Annotated in this window: 18 protein-coding genes and 1 pseudogene; 6 read left to right on the top strand and 13 right to left on the bottom strand. The window is 35.8% G+C overall.

Translation table 11 applies throughout. The annotated features are described in order from the left end of the window. Positions 1-77: 77 nt before the first annotated feature. Positions 78-803, bottom strand: a pseudogene (lptB, locus tag CLU97_RS15360) (LPS export ABC transporter ATP-binding protein); the annotation flags it as partial. A 151-nt stretch (positions 804-954) separates the two neighbouring features. Between lptB and CLU97_RS15365 the strand changes: the two are divergent. Then, positions 955-1,248 (top strand): TM2 domain-containing protein, encoded by a 294-nt coding sequence (locus CLU97_RS15365; RefSeq protein ID WP_047434469.1) that lies wholly within the window; start codon positions 955-957, stop codon positions 1,246-1,248. An 81-nt stretch (positions 1,249-1,329) separates the two neighbouring features. On the opposite strand, the gene CLU97_RS24400 is transcribed toward CLU97_RS15365, so the two are convergent. Both CLU97_RS24400 and hemB read right to left on the bottom strand, forming a co-directional pair. Further along, positions 1,330-1,476, bottom strand: a complete 147-nt coding sequence (locus CLU97_RS24400) for a bacteriocin-like protein (protein WP_410493394.1) — start codon at positions 1,474-1,476, stop codon at positions 1,330-1,332. Between the two features lie 145 nt (positions 1,477-1,621). Further along, on the bottom strand, positions 1,622-2,611 hold the full coding sequence (hemB, locus tag CLU97_RS15370) for a porphobilinogen synthase (protein WP_121488714.1): 990 nt from the start codon (positions 2,609-2,611) through the stop codon (positions 1,622-1,624). Between the two features lie 118 nt (positions 2,612-2,729). Here hemB and CLU97_RS15375 point away from each other — a divergent pair, with 118 nt between their 5' ends. The 3 genes from CLU97_RS15375 (at position 2,730) to CLU97_RS15385 (ending at position 5,416) form a co-directional block, all read left to right on the top strand. Next, a complete protein-coding gene (locus CLU97_RS15375; RefSeq protein ID WP_121488715.1) occupies positions 2,730-3,080 on the top strand; it encodes a T9SS type A sorting domain-containing protein in 351 nt (116 codons plus the stop codon). A 108-nt stretch (positions 3,081-3,188) separates the two neighbouring features. Then, positions 3,189-4,100 carry an ABC transporter ATP-binding protein gene (locus CLU97_RS15380; protein WP_121488716.1) on the top strand — a complete coding sequence of 304 codons (912 nt, stop codon included), beginning with the start codon at positions 3,189-3,191 and terminating at the stop codon, positions 4,098-4,100. 5 nt (positions 4,101-4,105) lie between these two features. Next, complete coding sequence (locus tag CLU97_RS15385; protein WP_121488717.1) at positions 4,106-5,416, top strand: ABC transporter permease; 1,311 nt, start codon at positions 4,106-4,108, stop codon at positions 5,414-5,416. 69 nt (positions 5,417-5,485) lie between these two features. On the opposite strand, the gene CLU97_RS15390 is transcribed toward CLU97_RS15385, so the two are convergent. The 10 genes from CLU97_RS15390 to CLU97_RS15435 form a co-directional block, all read right to left on the bottom strand. After that, positions 5,486-6,157, bottom strand: a complete 672-nt coding sequence (locus tag CLU97_RS15390) for a porin family protein (protein WP_121488718.1) — start codon at positions 6,155-6,157, stop codon at positions 5,486-5,488. Between the two features lie 16 nt (positions 6,158-6,173). Continuing rightward, complete coding sequence (sucD, locus tag CLU97_RS15395) at positions 6,174-7,046, bottom strand: succinate--CoA ligase subunit alpha (RefSeq protein ID WP_121488719.1); 873 nt, start codon at positions 7,044-7,046, stop codon at positions 6,174-6,176. A gap of 90 nt (positions 7,047-7,136) precedes the next feature. Continuing rightward, positions 7,137-7,703 (bottom strand): hypothetical protein, encoded by a 567-nt coding sequence (locus CLU97_RS15400; protein ID WP_121488720.1) that lies wholly within the window; start codon positions 7,701-7,703, stop codon positions 7,137-7,139. Further along, positions 7,703-8,602, bottom strand: a complete 900-nt coding sequence (locus CLU97_RS15405; protein WP_121488721.1) for an LpxD N-terminal domain-containing protein — start codon at positions 8,600-8,602, stop codon at positions 7,703-7,705. Before CLU97_RS15405 ends, CLU97_RS15400 begins: the two co-directional genes overlap by 1 nt. Before the next feature lie 67 nt (positions 8,603-8,669). Beyond that, a complete protein-coding gene (gene efp, locus CLU97_RS15410; RefSeq protein WP_105701012.1) occupies positions 8,670-9,236 on the bottom strand; it encodes an elongation factor P in 567 nt (188 codons plus the stop codon). 15 nt (positions 9,237-9,251) lie between these two features. After that, entirely contained in the window at positions 9,252-9,587 is a 336-nt protein-coding gene (locus CLU97_RS15415; RefSeq protein ID WP_228437733.1) for a hypothetical protein, read from the bottom strand. 24 nt (positions 9,588-9,611) lie between these two features. Next, on the bottom strand, positions 9,612-10,406 hold the full coding sequence (gene lpxA, locus CLU97_RS15420; RefSeq protein WP_034699162.1) for an acyl-ACP--UDP-N-acetylglucosamine O-acyltransferase: 795 nt from the start codon (positions 10,404-10,406) through the stop codon (positions 9,612-9,614). After that, positions 10,407-11,804, bottom strand: coding sequence for a bifunctional UDP-3-O-[3-hydroxymyristoyl] N-acetylglucosamine deacetylase/3-hydroxyacyl-ACP dehydratase (locus CLU97_RS15425; RefSeq protein ID WP_089689994.1), 1,398 nt, complete (start codon positions 11,802-11,804; stop codon positions 10,407-10,409). Continuing rightward, positions 11,797-12,828, bottom strand: a complete 1,032-nt coding sequence (gene lpxD, locus CLU97_RS15430; protein WP_121488722.1) for a UDP-3-O-(3-hydroxymyristoyl)glucosamine N-acyltransferase — start codon at positions 12,826-12,828, stop codon at positions 11,797-11,799. The genes CLU97_RS15425 and lpxD overlap by 8 nt, the downstream gene beginning before the upstream one ends. Positions 12,829-12,899: 71 nt before the next feature. After that, positions 12,900-14,126: an HD domain-containing protein gene (locus CLU97_RS15435; protein ID WP_121489763.1), complete on the bottom strand. Its 1,227-nt coding sequence runs from the start codon at positions 14,124-14,126 to the stop codon at positions 12,900-12,902. A gap of 240 nt (positions 14,127-14,366) precedes the next feature. Between CLU97_RS15435 and CLU97_RS15440 the strand changes: the two genes are divergently transcribed. Further along, positions 14,367-15,929, top strand: a complete 1,563-nt coding sequence (locus CLU97_RS15440) for a S41 family peptidase (protein WP_183084584.1) — start codon at positions 14,367-14,369, stop codon at positions 15,927-15,929. A 132-nt stretch (positions 15,930-16,061) separates the two neighbouring features. Beyond that, positions 16,062-17,606 carry a bifunctional response regulator/alkaline phosphatase family protein gene (locus CLU97_RS15445; protein ID WP_121488724.1) on the top strand — a complete coding sequence of 515 codons (1,545 nt, stop codon included), beginning with the start codon at positions 16,062-16,064 and terminating at the stop codon, positions 17,604-17,606. Positions 17,607-17,646 lie beyond the last annotated feature (40 nt).

Genomic DNA, 17,646 nt, shown 5'->3' on the forward strand with positions numbered 1-17,646 from the left:
CCCTGCAGCTGAGCTTTAGAATCAAAATTACCTGCCCAGATATTGTATGCGTATTTCTTCTTTTTAGGTTTATCCAAAATACTCTGATAGACGAAGTTTTCACCCAGATATGCTTCTCTTACCTGCGGATCATTCGCAAGATCTTCCGGAAGTCCTTCTTTCAGGATCTTTCCTTCAAACATAATATAGGTTTTATTGGTAATAGCAAGGGTTTGCTGTACGTTGTGGTCTGTAATCAGAATTCCGATGTTTTTGTCTACAAGGCTTCGTACAATTTTCTGAATATCTTCTACAGCAATCGGGTCTACTCCTGCAAAAGGTTCATCCAGAAGAATAAAGTTCGGGCTTGTAGCAAGACAACGGGCGATTTCAGTTCTACGTCTTTCTCCTCCGGAAAGAAGATCTCCTCTGTTTTTACGAACGTGCTGTAAAGAAAACTCTTCAATCAGTTCATCACATTTGATCTGCTGTTCACGCTTAGAAAGCTTAGTCAGCTGTAATACTCCCATGATGTTTTCCTCCACAGACAGTTTTCTGAAAACCGAAGCTTCCTGCGCCAGATATCCGATTCCCTTTTGGGCTCTTCGGTACATGGCATCTGTAGTAATTTCCTGTTTATCCAGAAAAATCTTTCCTGAAGTGGGCTTAACCAACCCTACAATCATATAAAACGATGTGGTTTTTCCTGCTCCGTTCGGACCCAGCAAACCAACAATTTCTCCCTGTTGAACCTGTACAGAAACGCCTTTTACAACTTTTTTAGGACCGTATTCCTTGATTAAGTTTTCTCCTCGTAAAATCATAGGGCAAATATATCAAAAATATAAACTTGTTTATGTTTATATAAACCTGTTTGTATTAAATATAAACTTGTCCATCTCTAAATCATTGTAACTTTTTATTATTTTAATCTACTCATAATAAAACATATCAATCATTTATAAATATTAAGAAATGGAAAATTACGGTTATACAAAAACAGAAAATGTACAAAACCAGCAAAGCAATGTTCCTTACCGTTCGGAAAAGAAAATCCCTGCGGCATTATTGGGAATTCTTGTAGGATGGCTGGCTTTAAATAAATTTTATCTGGGATATACAAAAGAAGGAATCATTCAGCTGGTTCTGAATGTTGTTACTTTAGGAGCTGCTTCCATCATTCCTTTCATTGAAGGTATTTTATATCTCTTTATGAGTGACAAGCAGTTTGATGATACTTATGTGTATGGAAAAAAGGGGTGGTTATAAAATCAATCATTCATACCCTTCATTAAAATAAAACAGGCCGTTCTCATTCGAACGGCCTGTTTCTTTTTATACTGGATACAATCACTCTGGTGGGCAAGCCAAATGGTTGATTGTACATGGATGCCAAACTCCTTTACACCATGTTCCACAATTAGGATCATCAATAATAATGTCTCCTCCTTTGATTTCCTTCAATTGATTTCTCTCAATCTTTTTAAGATTTTTCATAAATAAATTCTTTTGATGTTTTAATGATTTCGTTTCTCGAAATTAGTTTAAACCAAAAATAGCAGTTTTATCTATGTGAAAGTTTCTTATGAAGACTGTTAACCTAACATTAACGTTTATATCCGGATCAAAGATGCTATAGGCCTTATTTATTCAACAAGATAGCAGCTTCTTTCGCAAAATAGGTGAAGATCATGTCTGCTCCTGCTCTTTTGAAACATGTCAGACTTTCAATGATCGTTTTGTCATTATCCAGCCATCCGTTTTGAGCAGCCGCTTTTACCATGGCATATTCTCCACTTACGTTATAAACTGCAATCGGAAGATCAATAGCATCACGTACTTTGGAAACGATATCCAGATAAGGAAGACCCGGTTTAATCATGATCACATCTGCTCCTTCATGAATGTCTTTGAAAACTTCGTTCAATGCTTCGCGGGTATTGTGGAAGTCCATCTGGTAAGTCTTTTTATCTTTCGGAATTTCCAAATCATCTTTCGGAGCGCTGTCTAAGGCACTTCTGAAAGGTCCATAGAAAGAACTTGCATATTTGGCAGCATAGCTTACAATTCCTACATCAGTAAATCCGCTATCTTCCAATGCTTCACGAATGATCTGCACTCTTCCGTCCATCATATCACTTGGAGCCACAAGATCTGCTCCTGCTTCTGCATGAGATACTGACATTCTTGCCAGTGCATCATTGGTAGCATCATTGAGAACCTTTCCGTTTTCAATGATTCCATCGTGTCCGTAAATTGAATAGGGATCTAAAGCTACATCCGGCATCACAATCATTCCCGGAACGGCATCTTTGATTGCTTTGATGGTGTTCTGCATCAATCCGTCTTTGTTCCATGCTTCTTTTCCGGTATTGTCTTTCAGATGTTCTGACACTTTCATGTACAAATTGACGGCTTTTACTCCCAAAGAAAATAATTCCTTACATTCCTTCACTGTTAAATCTATGCTCCGCCTAAAAATTCCCGGCATAGACGGGATTGCCTCCTGCTTGTTTTCGCCCTCCATTACGAAGATCGGCATTACAAAATCATCAGTTGTAAGCACATTTTCTCTTACCAAACTTCTGATAGATTCGTTAATTCTAAGTCTTCTATTTCTTGAATGTATCATTTTGGAATACTTTTTGAATAAGTTTCTACAAATTTAGTATAAGTTCTACAAAAAACTATTGTATGAAATTGTAGAATTTATTACATTTGTTATATATATTCGAGAAATTATAAATTTGATGAAAAAACTTTTACTTTTATTTCTATTTGTAGGCACTTTTGTTGGGTTTTCCAACAATTTAAAAGCTCAGCTTAGAGAGCCGGGTTCCATCACTCAAAAGGCAGATGATGGTGTATTGCTTGCCTATCCAAATCCTGCAAAGGATTTCCTTATCGTTAAGGCAAAAGATCCATCTTTAAAGATCAAGAGTGTGACTTTTTATTCAATTTTGGGTATGCAGGTCGCTAATTATACAGTCAACATGAATTCCGGTGAGATCAATATTGAAAAATTGAAGCCCGGAAAATACATGATACGTTATATTTTAAGTGACAATACACAGAAAGTTACTCAAATCGTAAAACAATAAATTAAAATCCTGATAATCATCAGGATTTTTTCTTTTTACATTAATTCTGTTTTAATATTTCCGTAACTTTCGGGACTTTTTAATACTAACAGTAAAAAGAACAATTTAATGCTAAAAGCTGAATATATTAAAAAGACCTATAATGCCGGAAAAAAGGTCGCACTGGATGATTTCAGCATCCATGTTCCGAAAGGCAGTATTTACGGTCTTTTAGGTCCCAACGGAGCCGGAAAAACTTCTTTTATCCGGATCATCAATCAAATTACTCAAGCTGACTCAGGAGATATCTTCATCAATGGAGAAAAACTGAATCCCAGCCACATCAAAGACATCGGTTATATGCCCGAAGAAAGAGGATTGTACAAAAACATGAGTGTTGGTGACCAGATTTTATATTTCGGGGAACTGAAAGGAATGAGTAAAAGTGATGCTCTGAATGAAGCCAAAAAATGGTTTGAAAAGCTGCACATTGACCAATGGTGGAAGAAAAAGCTTTCTGAACTTTCTAAAGGAATGGCACAAAAAATTCAGTTTGTGGTAACAGTCCTTCACAGACCTAATCTTTTAATTCTTGATGAGCCTTTTTCCGGCTTTGACCCTGTAAATGCAAACTTAATTAAAGATCAGATCATTGACCTTAAAAATAACGGAACCACCATTATTCTTTCTACGCACAGAATGGAAAGCGTGGAGGAAATGTGTGATTATGTTGCGCTGATCAATAATTCTAAGAAAATTATTGACGGAAGGGTTTTTGATGTAAGGGAAAAATTCAAGAAAAATATTTTCGGGGTTACCCTTTCTGAGGTAAGCAATGATCAGTTTGACAATTTCAAAAGCAAGTATGATATTTTTAATTTATCGAATGAAAATAATCTTGTTTCTTTTGACCTGAAAAATGAGGAAAGCCAGAACAACGTTCTTCTTGATCTTGTACAGGTAGGAAAAGTGAGATCATTCGACGAAAGAATTCCCAGTATGAATGAAGTGTTTATTAATGCTGTAAGTAACCATTCTTAATTTTTATGAATAATATTTTTTTAATTACCAAGAGAGAGTTTCTTACGCAGGTTAAGAAAAAATCTTTCATCATATTGACTTTGCTGGCACCGATAATGATTATTGCTTTTGGAGCGGTAATCGGGCTGATGTTTAAAGCGAATGAGTCTCACAGTATCATAGAAGTGGTTGACAAAAGCGGATTATTTATCAATCAGCTGAAATCTAACGATAAATTAAATTATGTTTTTGTTTCTGCTGCAGATGAAAAATCTAAGATTAACAACTTAAAAGGAAATGAATCTCTGGATGGCATCTTGATTCTTCCTGAGCTGAAAAATCAAAATTTTGATTCACTTGAAAAGGAAACAAGATTAGTGATCAACAGTAAAATAGGATTTGACACAAAGCAGAAAATTGTTTCTGACATCAGCAATGTTGTTAAAAAAGAAAAAATAAAACAACTGGGCATTCAGGAGACCCAGCTCAATGATCTTGATAAAAGCTTCACCTTAAAAACCATTAATGTTACGGATAATAACAAAGAAGATTCTGATCTTTCCTTTGGAGTAAAATCCGGATTGAGTATGGTTTTGATGTATGTTACTTTTATGTTCATTATTATTTATGGAGTAAGGGTAATGAGAAGTGTGCTTGAAGAGAAGAACAACCGTGTTGTAGAGATTATTATTTCCTCTGTGAAACCTTTTGAACTGATGATGGGTAAGATTTTGGGAGTAACGATGGTTGCTTTGACACAGTTTATTATCTGGATCACCATGTCTGTAATAGGAGCACTGGTTTTAAATACCGGGTTCTCTCCTCTTCAGAAAAATATTCCCGGCGGAAATGAAGAAATTGCCAGCAAACTGGATATGGGACAGCTTGCGACCCAGATTTCTCATAGCTTACTGGAGCTGAATTTTCCTCTGATCATCTTTGTATTCATCGTTTTCTTCCTTTTAGGCTATATATTTTACAGTTCTATTTATGCAGCCATTGGTTCTGCAGTGGATAACGAAACGGAGACACAACAGTTCACTTTATTTGCAGTTTTACCATTAATGTTAGGAATGTACGGAAGTTTCACGTTGATGAACAATCCTGACGGGCCGTTAGGTTTTTGGTTGTCTATCATTCCATTTACCTCACCGGTTGCAATGATTGCCAGAATTCCGTTTGGGGTTCCTGCATGGCAGATTGCATTATCTATTGCATTATTGCTTGGAACCACCATTTTTATGATTTTCGTGGCTGGAAAAATCTACCGCGTAGGTATTTTGATGTACGGGAATAAAGCGACTATGAAAGAGCTTTGGAAGTGGATTAAAGGATAATTTAATAAAACATATCAACAAAAAAATCCCGGAAACTAAAGTTTCCGGGATTTTCTATTTTGAAATATTCTATTGGAATATATAGCTTAACGTAAGAGCCAATACCTGTTCTGATTTTTTCTTATCAGTCCCTTTTGTTTCTTTCTTAAGACCAGGGTAAGTATCTCCAAGACCTAAGTCATATTTTACAGCTACTTCAAGTTGTCTCTTGTAACTATATCCTATTCCCAATCCTATTCCCCAGTTAAAGCTTTTCGCTTTACCGTTTACACCTGCCGGCTGGCTAGGGTCTGTAACGTCCGGATCATAGTAAGGTCTGCCTACAGGAACATCTTTAACGTTTTGGTTTAGTAAAAAGTTAAATCTAGGTCCTAATAATCCAAAGAATTCTGATTCAGCTTCTGAAAAATATCCTTTGAAATAAAGAGGTACACTTAGGTAATTATTAGCATATAATGCATCATAACCACTCATACCCTTAGAGTCTTTATTTTTCCCTGTTTCTCCAGCACCGTAGTACTCTACTTCAGGTTGAATAAAGAACTGGTTTGTCTTTCCTACGGGGATTAAAGCCAAAGCTCCAGCCTGAAAAGTATATCTTGGGCCCGAAGGATTATGGGCATTGGATACTCTGGAGTAGTTTAAGCCGCCTGTAACACCAAATCTTGTGCTTCCCCATTGCACCTGTGCAAAAGATAAAGCAGAAAGAGTAAGTGCTGAGGCTAATAAAAGTTTTTTCATATGTTTTTGTTTTGTATTATCCTAGAATTTTTGCTACAGTAGCACCGATATCAGCTGGAGAATCTACTACGTTGATCCCGTTTTGTCTCATGATTTCCATTTTTGCCTGAGCTGTATCTTCAGCACCACCTACGATAGCACCTGCGTGACCCATTGTTCTTCCTTTTGGAGCGGTTTGTCCAGCGATGAACCCTACAACCGGTTTAGTAGATCCGCTTGCTTTGTACCATCTTGCAGCTTCAGCTTCAAGACCTCCACCAATTTCACCAATCATTACAACAGCTTCAGTTTCAGGATCATTGATAAATAGCTCTAATGCTTCTCTTGTAGTCGTTCCAATGATTGGGTCACCACCGATACCGATAGCAGTAGAAATACCGTAACCCGCTCTTACAACCTGGTCAGCAGCTTCGTAAGTAAGAGTACCTGATTTTGAAACGATACCTACTTTACCTTTTTTGAAAACGAAACCTGGCATAATACCAATTTTAGCTTCTTCAGAAGTAATGATTCCAGGGCAGTTTGGTCCGATTAATCTGCAGTCTCTGTCTGCGATATAAGATTTTACTTTTACCATATCAGCTACAGGAATACCTTCAGTAATACATACAATTACTTTGATTCCTGCTTCAGCAGCTTCCATGATAGCGTCTGCTGCGAATGCCGGTGGTACGAAAATGATACTTACGTTTGCTCCTGCTTTTTCAACAGCGTCAGCAACTGTATTAAATACCGGCTTTCCTAAGTGCTCGCTACCTCCTTTTCCTGGAGTAACACCACCTACTACATTGGTTCCGTATTCAATCATCTGACCAGCGTGGAAAGTTCCTTCGTTCCCTGTAAATCCTTGTACAATTACTTTAGAATCTTTGTTTACTAAAATTGACATTTTATTGTTGTTTTAATTTATTTATTTTCAGTTTATACGTCAGACAAAAATAATGATTATTTGTCGTTAAAAAAATTTTTAAATCTGATTTTATTCATCATATTTTTTCAATAGATCGATTAAATCCTGTTCCTTAAGTCTGTTATAATTAATATTTTCAATAAGTGGCTCAAGTTCGGGTTTTTCAACCATTAATTGTTTTAATTTCTTCCTGTTATTGACCAAAATATTCAAAGGTTGTCTTATATCTCCTTTGAACAAGACATCTGATACAAGGGTAGATCCATCATAGCCGTGGCGTCTATATGCTTTCACCCATTTTATTTTTTTACCGTCATACACAAGCTCCACCAAAGTTTTAGTTGATTCTAAAGGAAAATAAATGAAAATCCTTGGTTTACCTTTAAGATCTGTAAATTCTATTTTCTGAATTTCAGAAGGCTGGTACTTAATAGCTTTTCCATCTTCCAGAATCTTAACTTTTCTGTCGCTAATCGTTATCTCATCAATCTGATTACTATCAAAAAGATTTGTTATGAAAGGTATTTTAGCATCTACTATTCTGTTGTCGCTAAATGTAACCTTTGATTCAATCTGTGATTTCTGAGCGAAACTTATTGAATATATAAAAAGAAATAGAGCTAGTAAATTCTTCATCACAGTTTTCTCAGCTTTACTTCTTTTTTCAGATACGTTTTGAAATCTTCTGCAAACATCCCGATATAGGTTCCTTTTTCAAGGTCTCTGTTTACTCCTGTTTTTCCCAAAAGTACAGATCCTGCCTCTATTTTGTTCCCTGAAGCGATTCCTACCTGTCCCCATAATGTTACCTCATCTCCAATGATGCAGCATCCTGCAATACCTACCTGAGAAGCGATAAGACATTTTTTCCCGATAATGGTATCATGCCCAATCTGAATCTGGTTATCCAAAACAGAGCCTTCTCCAATGATGGTAGAATCTGTAACTCCTCTGTCAATGGTACATCCATTTCCGATCTCTACATTGTTTTCGATGATCACATTTCCTACCGAAATCAGACGGTCAAAGTTTCCGTTTACTTTTCTGTAATAAAATGCATCTCCTCCTAAAACGGTATTGGACTGGATAATGACATTATCTCCAATTTCTGTTCGGTCACCGATGACAACATTAGGGAAAATAAGGGTATTTTTTCCGATTTTCACGTTATTCCCAATCACGGCTGAAGAGTGAATTTTTGTGCCTTCTCCTATTTCAACATCGTGAAGTTCTTCTGTGAAATTGTATATTCTGGTAAAATGAGTATTGATTTTATTAAAGTCCCTAAAAGGATCATCAGAAACCAAAAGTGCTTTTCCTTCCGGGCACTCTACTTCTTTATCAATTAAAATAATAGTCGCTGCAGAGTTTAATGCTTTGTCGTAATATTTAGGATGGTTCACAAAAACAATATCACCTGGCTTTACCATGTGAATTTCATTGGTTCCCAATACTTCAAAATCTTCAGGACCTACAAATGTAGAGCCTATTAAATCTGCAATGGTTTTAAGCTTTTGCGGAGAATGGAATCTCATAACAATAGATTTTCTTATAAAACAAAATTCGGAGTGCTGCTGCAAACCGAATTTATGTAAATTTTATTTATTCTTTTACTCTTTCTAAGTAGCTACCGTCTTCAGTGCTTACTTTAATTCTGTCTCCCGGTTCAATGAACAAAGGAACCATTACTCTTGCTCCTGTTTCAACGATTGCGTTTTTAAGAGCGTTGGTTGCAGTGTTTCCTTTTACACCCGGATCAGCTTCAATAACATCAAGGTAAACAGACTGTGGAAGTTCAGCAGAAAGTGGCGTTTCATCAGCTTCTTTCAAAATGATGGTTACTTCTTCACCAGCTTTCATAAACTGAGCGTTTTCGATCATTTCTTTGTTGATGTATAATTGAGAGAAGTCATCATTATTCATGAAGTGGAATCCGTTCTCATCATCATAAAGATACTGGAACTTTCTTGTGATTACTTTTACTTCATCTATTTTGTGACCAGCAGAGAAAGTGTTATCAATTACTTTACCGTTAGTTACTGATTTTAATTTTGTTCTTACGAAAGCAGGTCCTTTTCCTGGTTTTACGTGAAGAAATTCGATTACTTTAAAAATATCATTGCTATATTCAATGCAAAGACCTTTTCTGATATCGTTACTTGTTGCCATTAATTTTGTAAATATTTATTTTCTTTTATTAAATTGTATTCCTTGCCCTTGCGGCATCATTCTGTTAAATGTATTATTATTGAACGTATTCACATTATTATTCAATCTGTTTACATTCATCTGAAGATCAGATTTATACTGATCGGTAGTTCCTAAAATAGAACTTCCGGTATTTTTCTGTTTCAGAATACCATTTAAGTTATTCTTTGCAATACTATCATTAGATACTTCAGAGAGTTTTCTTACTATGGTGAAAGGTTCTTCTTTTTTCGCAGTTTCAGACTTTTCTGTTTGTTGTGCAAACAAAAAAGAAGTTGCCGAAAGCGCTGTAAGTATAAGTAAACTTTTCATAGCCTGATAGTGTTTATTATTAAACTATTCTCTATCCTTTCCGGTTCCGTATCCTTTTACGATACCTCTTGGTGAGTTTTGAATAAACTGTAAGATTTCATCTCTTTCAGCCGTTGGAAGCATTTCTTTTTCAATATGAGAAATAGCTTGAGAAACGTTCATTTTCATCTGGAAGATCGCTCTGTAGATTTTCTGAATTTCAAAGATTTTCTCATTGGTAAATCCTCTTCTTCTTAAACCAACAGAATTGATCCCTGCATAAGACATAGGTTCTCTTGCTACTTTTACGTAAGGCGGAATATCTTTTCTTACCAAGGTTCCTCCGGAAATCATCACATGTTTCCCGATTTTACCAAATTGGTGTACTGCTGATAAACCTCCCATTACGGTATAATCTCCAATTTCCACGTGTCCTGCAATACCACAACCGTTTACAATGATAACGTGATCTCCGATAACGCAGTCATGGGCAATATGTGAAGTAGCCATAATAAGGCAGTGAGCTCCTATTTTGGTATATCCCAGGGCTTTTGTACCTCTGTTTACCGTAACACATTCTCTGATTGTTGTTTCGTCACCGATAATTACCTGGGTATCTTCACCATCAAATTTCAGATCCTGGGGAATTGCAGAGATTACTGTCCCGGGGAAAATCCTACAATTTTTCCCTATTCTTGCACCATCCATGATGGTTACGTTAGGACCAATCCATGTTCCTTCTCCAATTTCTACGTCCCCTGCAATAGTAGTGAAAGGTTCTACAATTACATTTTTGCTGATTTTCGCACGTTTATCTACGGCTGCTAATTGATGAATCATTTAATCAACTTTATTTTTTGCAACTTGAGCCATAAGCTCTGCTTCTACTGCTACTGCATCTCCTACATATCCATACCCCTGCATATGCACAATTCCTCTTCTGATAGGCTCTATCAATTCAATTTTGAATATAAGTGTATCTCCCGGAATTACTTTTCTCTTGAATTTCACCTTATCAATTTTGATGAAATAGGTAGAGTAATTTTCAGGATCCGGAACGCTTGCCAATACAAGAATACCTCCTGTCTGAGCCAATGCTTCCACCTGAAGAACTCCAGGCATTACAGGTTCTTTAGGGAAGTGTCCTACAAAGAAAGGTTCGTTCATAGTTACATTTTTCAAACCTACTACGTGAGAGTCTGAAAGTTCAAGAACTTTATCAATCAATAAGAACGGAGGTCTGTGAGGCATAAGCTTCATAATTCCGTTGATATCGAATACAGGTTCTTTTGTCAGATCAAAATCCGGAACGTTTTTCTTTTTTTGCAATTTCCACTGGCGGTTAAGTTTTTTCGCAAACTGAGTATTCACATAGTGTCCCGGTTTGTTGGCAATAACTTTACCTTTTATTTTTACCCCTGCCAAAGCAAGATCACCAATTACATCCAGTAATTTATGTCTCGCCGCTTCGTTAGGATAGTTTAAATTAAGATTATCAAGAATACCGTTTGGTCTGATAGATACATTATCTTTTCCAAAGGCTTTCTTTAATTTTTCTGTAGTTTCAGGCGTAAGATCTTTATCTACATATACAATGGCATTGGAAATATCTCCGCCTTTGATCAATCCGTGATCTAAAAGCATTTCCAATTCATGCAGGAAGCTGAATGTTCTTGCAGATGAGATCTCGTCTTTAAATTCTGAAATATTTTTAAGAGTAGCATTCTGAGTCCCTAAAACTTTAGTCCCAAAATCTACCATTGTTGTTACTTCGTAAGTATCTGAAGGAATGATTGTGATTTCCGAACCAGTAGCCGGATCACTGTATGTAAGCACTTCTTTTACCACAAGATATTCTCTTGCTACGCTCTGTTCTGCTACTCCAACGCTTTCGATAGCTTCCACAAAGTATTTTGAAGATCCATCCAAAATAGGAGGTTCAGAAGCATCCATTTCTAAAACTGCGTTGTCAATATCACAACCTACAAGGGCTGCTAAAAGGTGCTCGCAAGTGGTAATTTTTACTCCTAATTTTTCTAATGTAGTTCCTCTTTCTGTTGCTACAACATAATTTACATCTGCTTCTACCTGAGGATGTCCCTCTAAGTCTGTTCTTACAAATACAAAACCTGTATTTTCTTTAGCAGGTTTAATGGTAAGTTTTACTTCTTTACCAGTGTGAAGACCAATTCCAGAAAGAGTAACCTCTTGCTGAAGTGTTTTTTGCATATCACTCATTAGTATTATCTTTTGAGTTATTCTCAAGATTATTTATTCTGTTTACGATTCCAGGTAAATTCCTGAAATGAACATAGCTTCTCAAATAGTCATTGTAGCTGATTGCCGGTGAACCATACAATGTTTCTCTATCATTAACACTGGAATTCACACCGCTCTGAGCCTGAATTTTCACCTGATTTCCTATTTTGATATGTCCTACAACTCCTACCTGGCCGCCAATCTGGTTCCAGTCACCAATAGTGGTAGAACCTGCAATTCCGGCTTGTGCAGCAATTACGTTATTCCGTCCAATTTTTACATTGTGGGCAATCTGAATCAGGTTATCTATTTTAGTTCCTTTTCCTATAATGGTAGAACCTATTGTAGCTCTGTCTATACTACAGTTTGAACCAATTTCTACATCGTCTTCAATAATTACATTTCCAAGCTGTGGTATTTTTTTGAAACCTTCCGGTGTTGGCTGGAAACCAAAACCGTCACCTCCAATTACCGTATTGGAATGAATTACACAGTTATCCCCAATAATACAGTAGTCATAAATTCTGGCACCACTGTCTATTTTACAGTTTTTACCAATTTTCACTCCTTTTCCTATATATACATGCGGATAGATCTGTGACCCTTCCCCAATTTTTGCTTTCTCAGAGACATAGGTAAATGCTCCAATATAGGCTTTATCTCCTATAACAGCTGTATCGTGGATGGATGAACCATTTTCAATACCTTCTTTTCTCCCCTGCATTTCCTGATATAAATTCATCAGAATCTGAAAAGAAAGATAGGCATCTTTTACAACGATTAAAGTAGGGTTATAACTATTTTTATCCAGAAGTTGTTCCGAAACGATGATAACAGAGCATTGTGAGGTATCCAAAAAATGAGAAAATCTATCTTGTGCTATAAAAGAAAGATGTCCTGTTTCACCATTTTCAATTGGTGAAACCCCCGTAATAAGTGCATTCTCGTCACCTATTATTTTTCCGTCAATAAAACTTGCAATTTGCGAAGCTGTAAATTCCATATTCTGCAAAGATAAGAAATTCTAGAATTTGCAAACATTTTTTAATTTCAGATCGTAAATTTTAATATTATTTAAGAGTCCAGTCTGGAGATATCTCTTGGAAACATAAGAATATAACGGGTCGTCTTATTGACGATCAGCCCAGATAAAAGTTGATCTTCAGACTCATGAAGCCTTGTTCTTTTGCCATTTTTATGCAGTAAATAGATAGGCTGCTTCTCCGCATGATAAGGCAAAAGTTTTCGTTTTATTTCATGTACCAGTTCTTTTCCATTATTGATTCCAAAAAATTCATTGGTGTTTTTTATCTTTTCATCAATTATTTCCTGAGAAAACGGATGTGATGAAATAATGGTTTTAGGTAAATTTCTCTGAATTACACATTTACACCAATAAGACAACACAAAGTCATCCGAATTCTGCCATTCTTTCATCGCCTGAATCACATCATTGTCATCAAGTTTTGTAAATCTTTCTACATCTTCATCCGTTGCAGCACTCTTTTCGCGGTATAAAAAATATTTCAGATTATCGGTTGCAGGAAGCTCTGTTCCCTGTGAAATCAGATATTTTGCTCTTTCTAGGATTTTAACCAAAAGAAATTCTGCCAACGCTGATGTTTTATGATAATACACCTGCCAGTACATGAACATCCTGGCTGTCAGGAAGTTTTCAATGGAATAAATTCCTTTCGCATCAATCACCAGTTCACCTTCTTCACATACATTCATCATGGAAATAATTCTTTGGGTATTAATATTTCCTTCAGATACGCCTGTAAAAAAGCTGTCTCTTTTCAGATAATCCAAACGGTCTACATCCAGCTGTGAGGATATCAACTGATTGAAAAACTTTCTGTGGTATTTCCCCTGAAACATTTCTATGGCCATAGAAAGCTGACCATTAAACTCTTCATTCAGCTTGTTCATCAGCAACAAAGAAAGATTTTCATGATGCCAGTCATCCATCAGCATACTTTCCAAAGCATGAGAAAACGGACCATGACCAATATCATGCATCAGAATAGCCAGCATGGCTCCTTTTTCCTCTTCTTCAGAAATTTTCACTCCCTTCTGCTTCAATGTTTCCAAAGCCGTAAACATCAGGTGCATGGCTCCCAATGCATGATGGAATCTTGTATGGGTAGCTCCCGGAAAGATCAGGTTCAAAAGTCCTGTCTGCCCTATCCTTCTCAATCTCTGAAAGTAAGGATGTTCAATGATATCAAATAAAATTTCGTGGGGAATCTTGATAAATCCGTGAACGGGATCGTTGATGATTTTTAGCTTATTCTGCATTGAAACGTCAATATTAGCAACAAAGTTAGGCATTTTAAATTTGAGTTCCGATTAATTTCATGTTAAAAGAAAATAGGCCTAAACTAAGGATTTATTCCTTAAAAACGTTTGTGGCTGTTGTATTTTAAGCCTATCTTTGAGAGAGAAACGCGATCACTTTTAATGAGAAAATACGCTCTTTTCCTTTTATTATTTTTAAGTTTACATTTTTCCGCACAAACGATAACCGAGATCCAAAAATTGGAATCTTTATGCCGGGTTTGGGGATTTTTAAAGTATTACCACCCTCATGTAGCCAAAGGAAATCTGAACTGGGACAAGCAGCTTTTTCAAAAAATAGATGAACTTAAAAATATTAATGATAAACAGTCGCTGAATAATTTCTATTCTGAATGGATAGGCAGCCTTGGTGAAGTGCTCCCCTGCAAAGAATGTTCAATAAAGGATAATAAAATATATTTTCTTGAAAATTTTGACCTGAGCTGGATTGATAATTCTCAAATTTTCTCAAATGAGATATCTCAGAAACTTCACTATATAGAAAATAACCGGAATCTGGCAGAGAATCATTATTTCGGAAAAGGCGGAAGAAAAATATATTTCAGAAATGAAAAATCATATGGCTCGAAGTTCACTTCAAAAGCAGTCAGCTTACTGGAATTATTCAGATACTGGAATTACGTAGAATATTTTTTTCCTTATAAATATGAAACCGATCAAAACTGGAATGACGTTCTTACAGAAATGGTCCCAAAATTTCTTGTAATCGATAATGATGAAAATTATCATTTAGCATTAGCAGAACTCGTAGCCAAAACAGACGACTCTCATGCTTACCTTTCGTCAAAAGAAATTTATCTTAGTTTGTATGGCAGCCGAAAAGTTCCTGTAGAATATGCTTACGCAGAAGGAAAATTAGTGATTACAAAAATTAACCATACTAAACCCAAAAGCAAAATTCCTCTGCACCCGGGAGATGTTATTTATGATATTGAAGGAAAAACAATTCCACAAATGATCAATATTTTGGGAAAATATGTACCAGCCTCTAACTCTTGGGGCAAAGTCAGCAAAATAAAAGACAAGCTTCTCTTCAGCAAAAATGATTCTATTTCTGTAAAGATTGAAAGAGACGGACAGAATCTGGAAATAAAAACCCAAACATACTTTATTAAAGATATTATTTATGAAAAAATTCCAACTCCTAAAAAATGGAAATTTATGGATGATGAAAAGAAAATTGGATATGTTCATATGGGAATTATAGAAAAAGAGGATCTTAATGAGATGTATGGAGATCTAAAATCGGCAAAATCTATTATTTTTGATCTAAGAAATTACCCGAAACGAACCATCATTCCGTTAAGTTATTTCCTTCTCCCCAACCCTTCAGTCTATTATCAGTTTACTTTTGCAGATACCAGCTATCCGGGCAAATTTTACAGCAGAAAAAATGTTACCGGCACAAAAAATCCTGAATACTATAAAGGAAATGTAATCGTTCTAGTAGATGAGAACACCCAGAGTCAGGCAGAAACTACCACTATGATGTTTAAACAGCACCCGAAAGCTAAAGTTATCGGCAGCAATACTTCAGGTGCCAATGGAGATGTCATCATTTTTAAAATTGCTGATCTTGACACAAGATTTTCCGGTCTTGGAGCCTATTATCCGGATGGCAGAGAAACCCAAAGAATAGGAATCATTCCGAATATTCTTGTAAAACCTACTGTGGATGGGCTTAAAAACGAAAAAGACGAAGTTCTGGAAAAAGCTTTGGAATATATAAAAACCACAGAGTAAACAAAACGAAAATGTGAAATATCAAGTGATATTTTCATTTAACTAATATTTAACTTTTAATATTTCTATTTTGTGAGATTTTAAAAGGATTTGGTCAACATTTTGATAGAATAACCATGTAAAAAATAAATTATGTCAGAAAAGATATTATGGATAGATGATGAAATAGATTTACTTAAACCTCATATCGTATTTTTAGAAAAAAAGGGTTACCAGGTAACTCCTGTTAATAATGTGAATGAGGCTTTGGAACTTATGGATTCAGAGAAATTTGCTTTAACGTTAATTGATGAAAATATGCCCGGAATTTCCGGTTTGGAAGCTATTCCAATGATTAAGGAAAAAGACAATGCCTTAAAAATTGTAATGGTTACCAAAAGTGAAGAAGAGCATATTATGGAAGAGGCCATCGGGTCTCAGATTGCCGATTATATCTTAAAGCCTGTAAATCCTAATCAGATATTACTTTCCCTCAAAAAAAATCTTCAGGAAGATAACCTGGTAGAACAAAAAACAATTTTACAGTACCAACAGGAGTTCAGAAACCTTTCTATGGAACTTTCCTACCTGAGAACTTATCAGGAATGGGCAGAGTATTATAAAAAAATCCTTAGCTGGGAAATCAAATTTGATAAAGTGGCAGATAATGAATTTGCCGATCTTCTGCAGTCTCAGAAAGAAGAAGCCAATATTCAGTTTGCTAAGTTCATTGAGAAAAATTACGCAGACTGGCTTATTGATACAGATAAACCTCTAATGAGCCACACCCTTTTCAAAGAAAAAGTGAAGCCGGAAGTAGAAAAAGAAAAAGTTCTTTTGCTAATGGTGGACAATCTTCGTTATGATCAGTGGAAAGTGATTGAACCTTTGTTTACAAAATATTACAATAAAGTTTCGGAAGATTACTACTACAGTATCCTTCCTACCGCTACACAATATGCCAGAAACTCTTTCTTTGCCGGATTAATGCCGTCTGAAATTGAGAAACGTTTCCCGGATAAATGGTTTAATGATAATGAAGAAGGAAACAAAAATGAGTTTGAACGTGACTTTCTGGAAGATCAGATGAAAAGAATTGGCCTGGGGTCAAAATCTATGAAGTACCTTAAAGTTCTGAACGCCGATTTTGAAAGAAAGATCTATGATGACTTCAATCAGCATAAAAATAATGACCTATTGGTAATTGTATATAACTTCATCGATATCCTTTCTCATGCAAAGACAGATAACCATATAGTAGATCAGTTGATCCGTGATGATAAAACGTTCCGTTCTCTTACCTTCAACTGGTTTGAAAATTCATCTCTACTGAAGATCATTAAAACGGCTGCAGAAAACGGCTATAAATTGGTTATTACTACAGACCACGGAACGGTATATGTTAAAAAGCCGAGCAAAGTGGTCGGAGATAGAGAAACCTCTACAAATATCCGATACAAAACAGGTAAAAGTTTAACATATGATGACAGTGATGTATGGGCAATTACAAATCCGGAAAAACTTTTCCTTCCGAAAGGAAACTTAAGTTCGAAATATATTTTTGCTAAAAACAATATATTCCTGGCTTATCCTAAAAATTACAATCATTTTGTTAATTACTATAAAGAAACTTACCAGCATGGAGGAATTTCACTGGAAGAGTGTATTATTCCTATCAGCATTTTAGAACCCAAATAGTTTTTTTCATAGTTTATTTAATTTGGGGTTAAAATCGGAA

The organism is Chryseobacterium sp. 7 (assembly GCF_003663845.1).
In the GTDB taxonomy this organism is placed as follows: domain Bacteria; phylum Bacteroidota; class Bacteroidia; order Flavobacteriales; family Weeksellaceae; genus Chryseobacterium.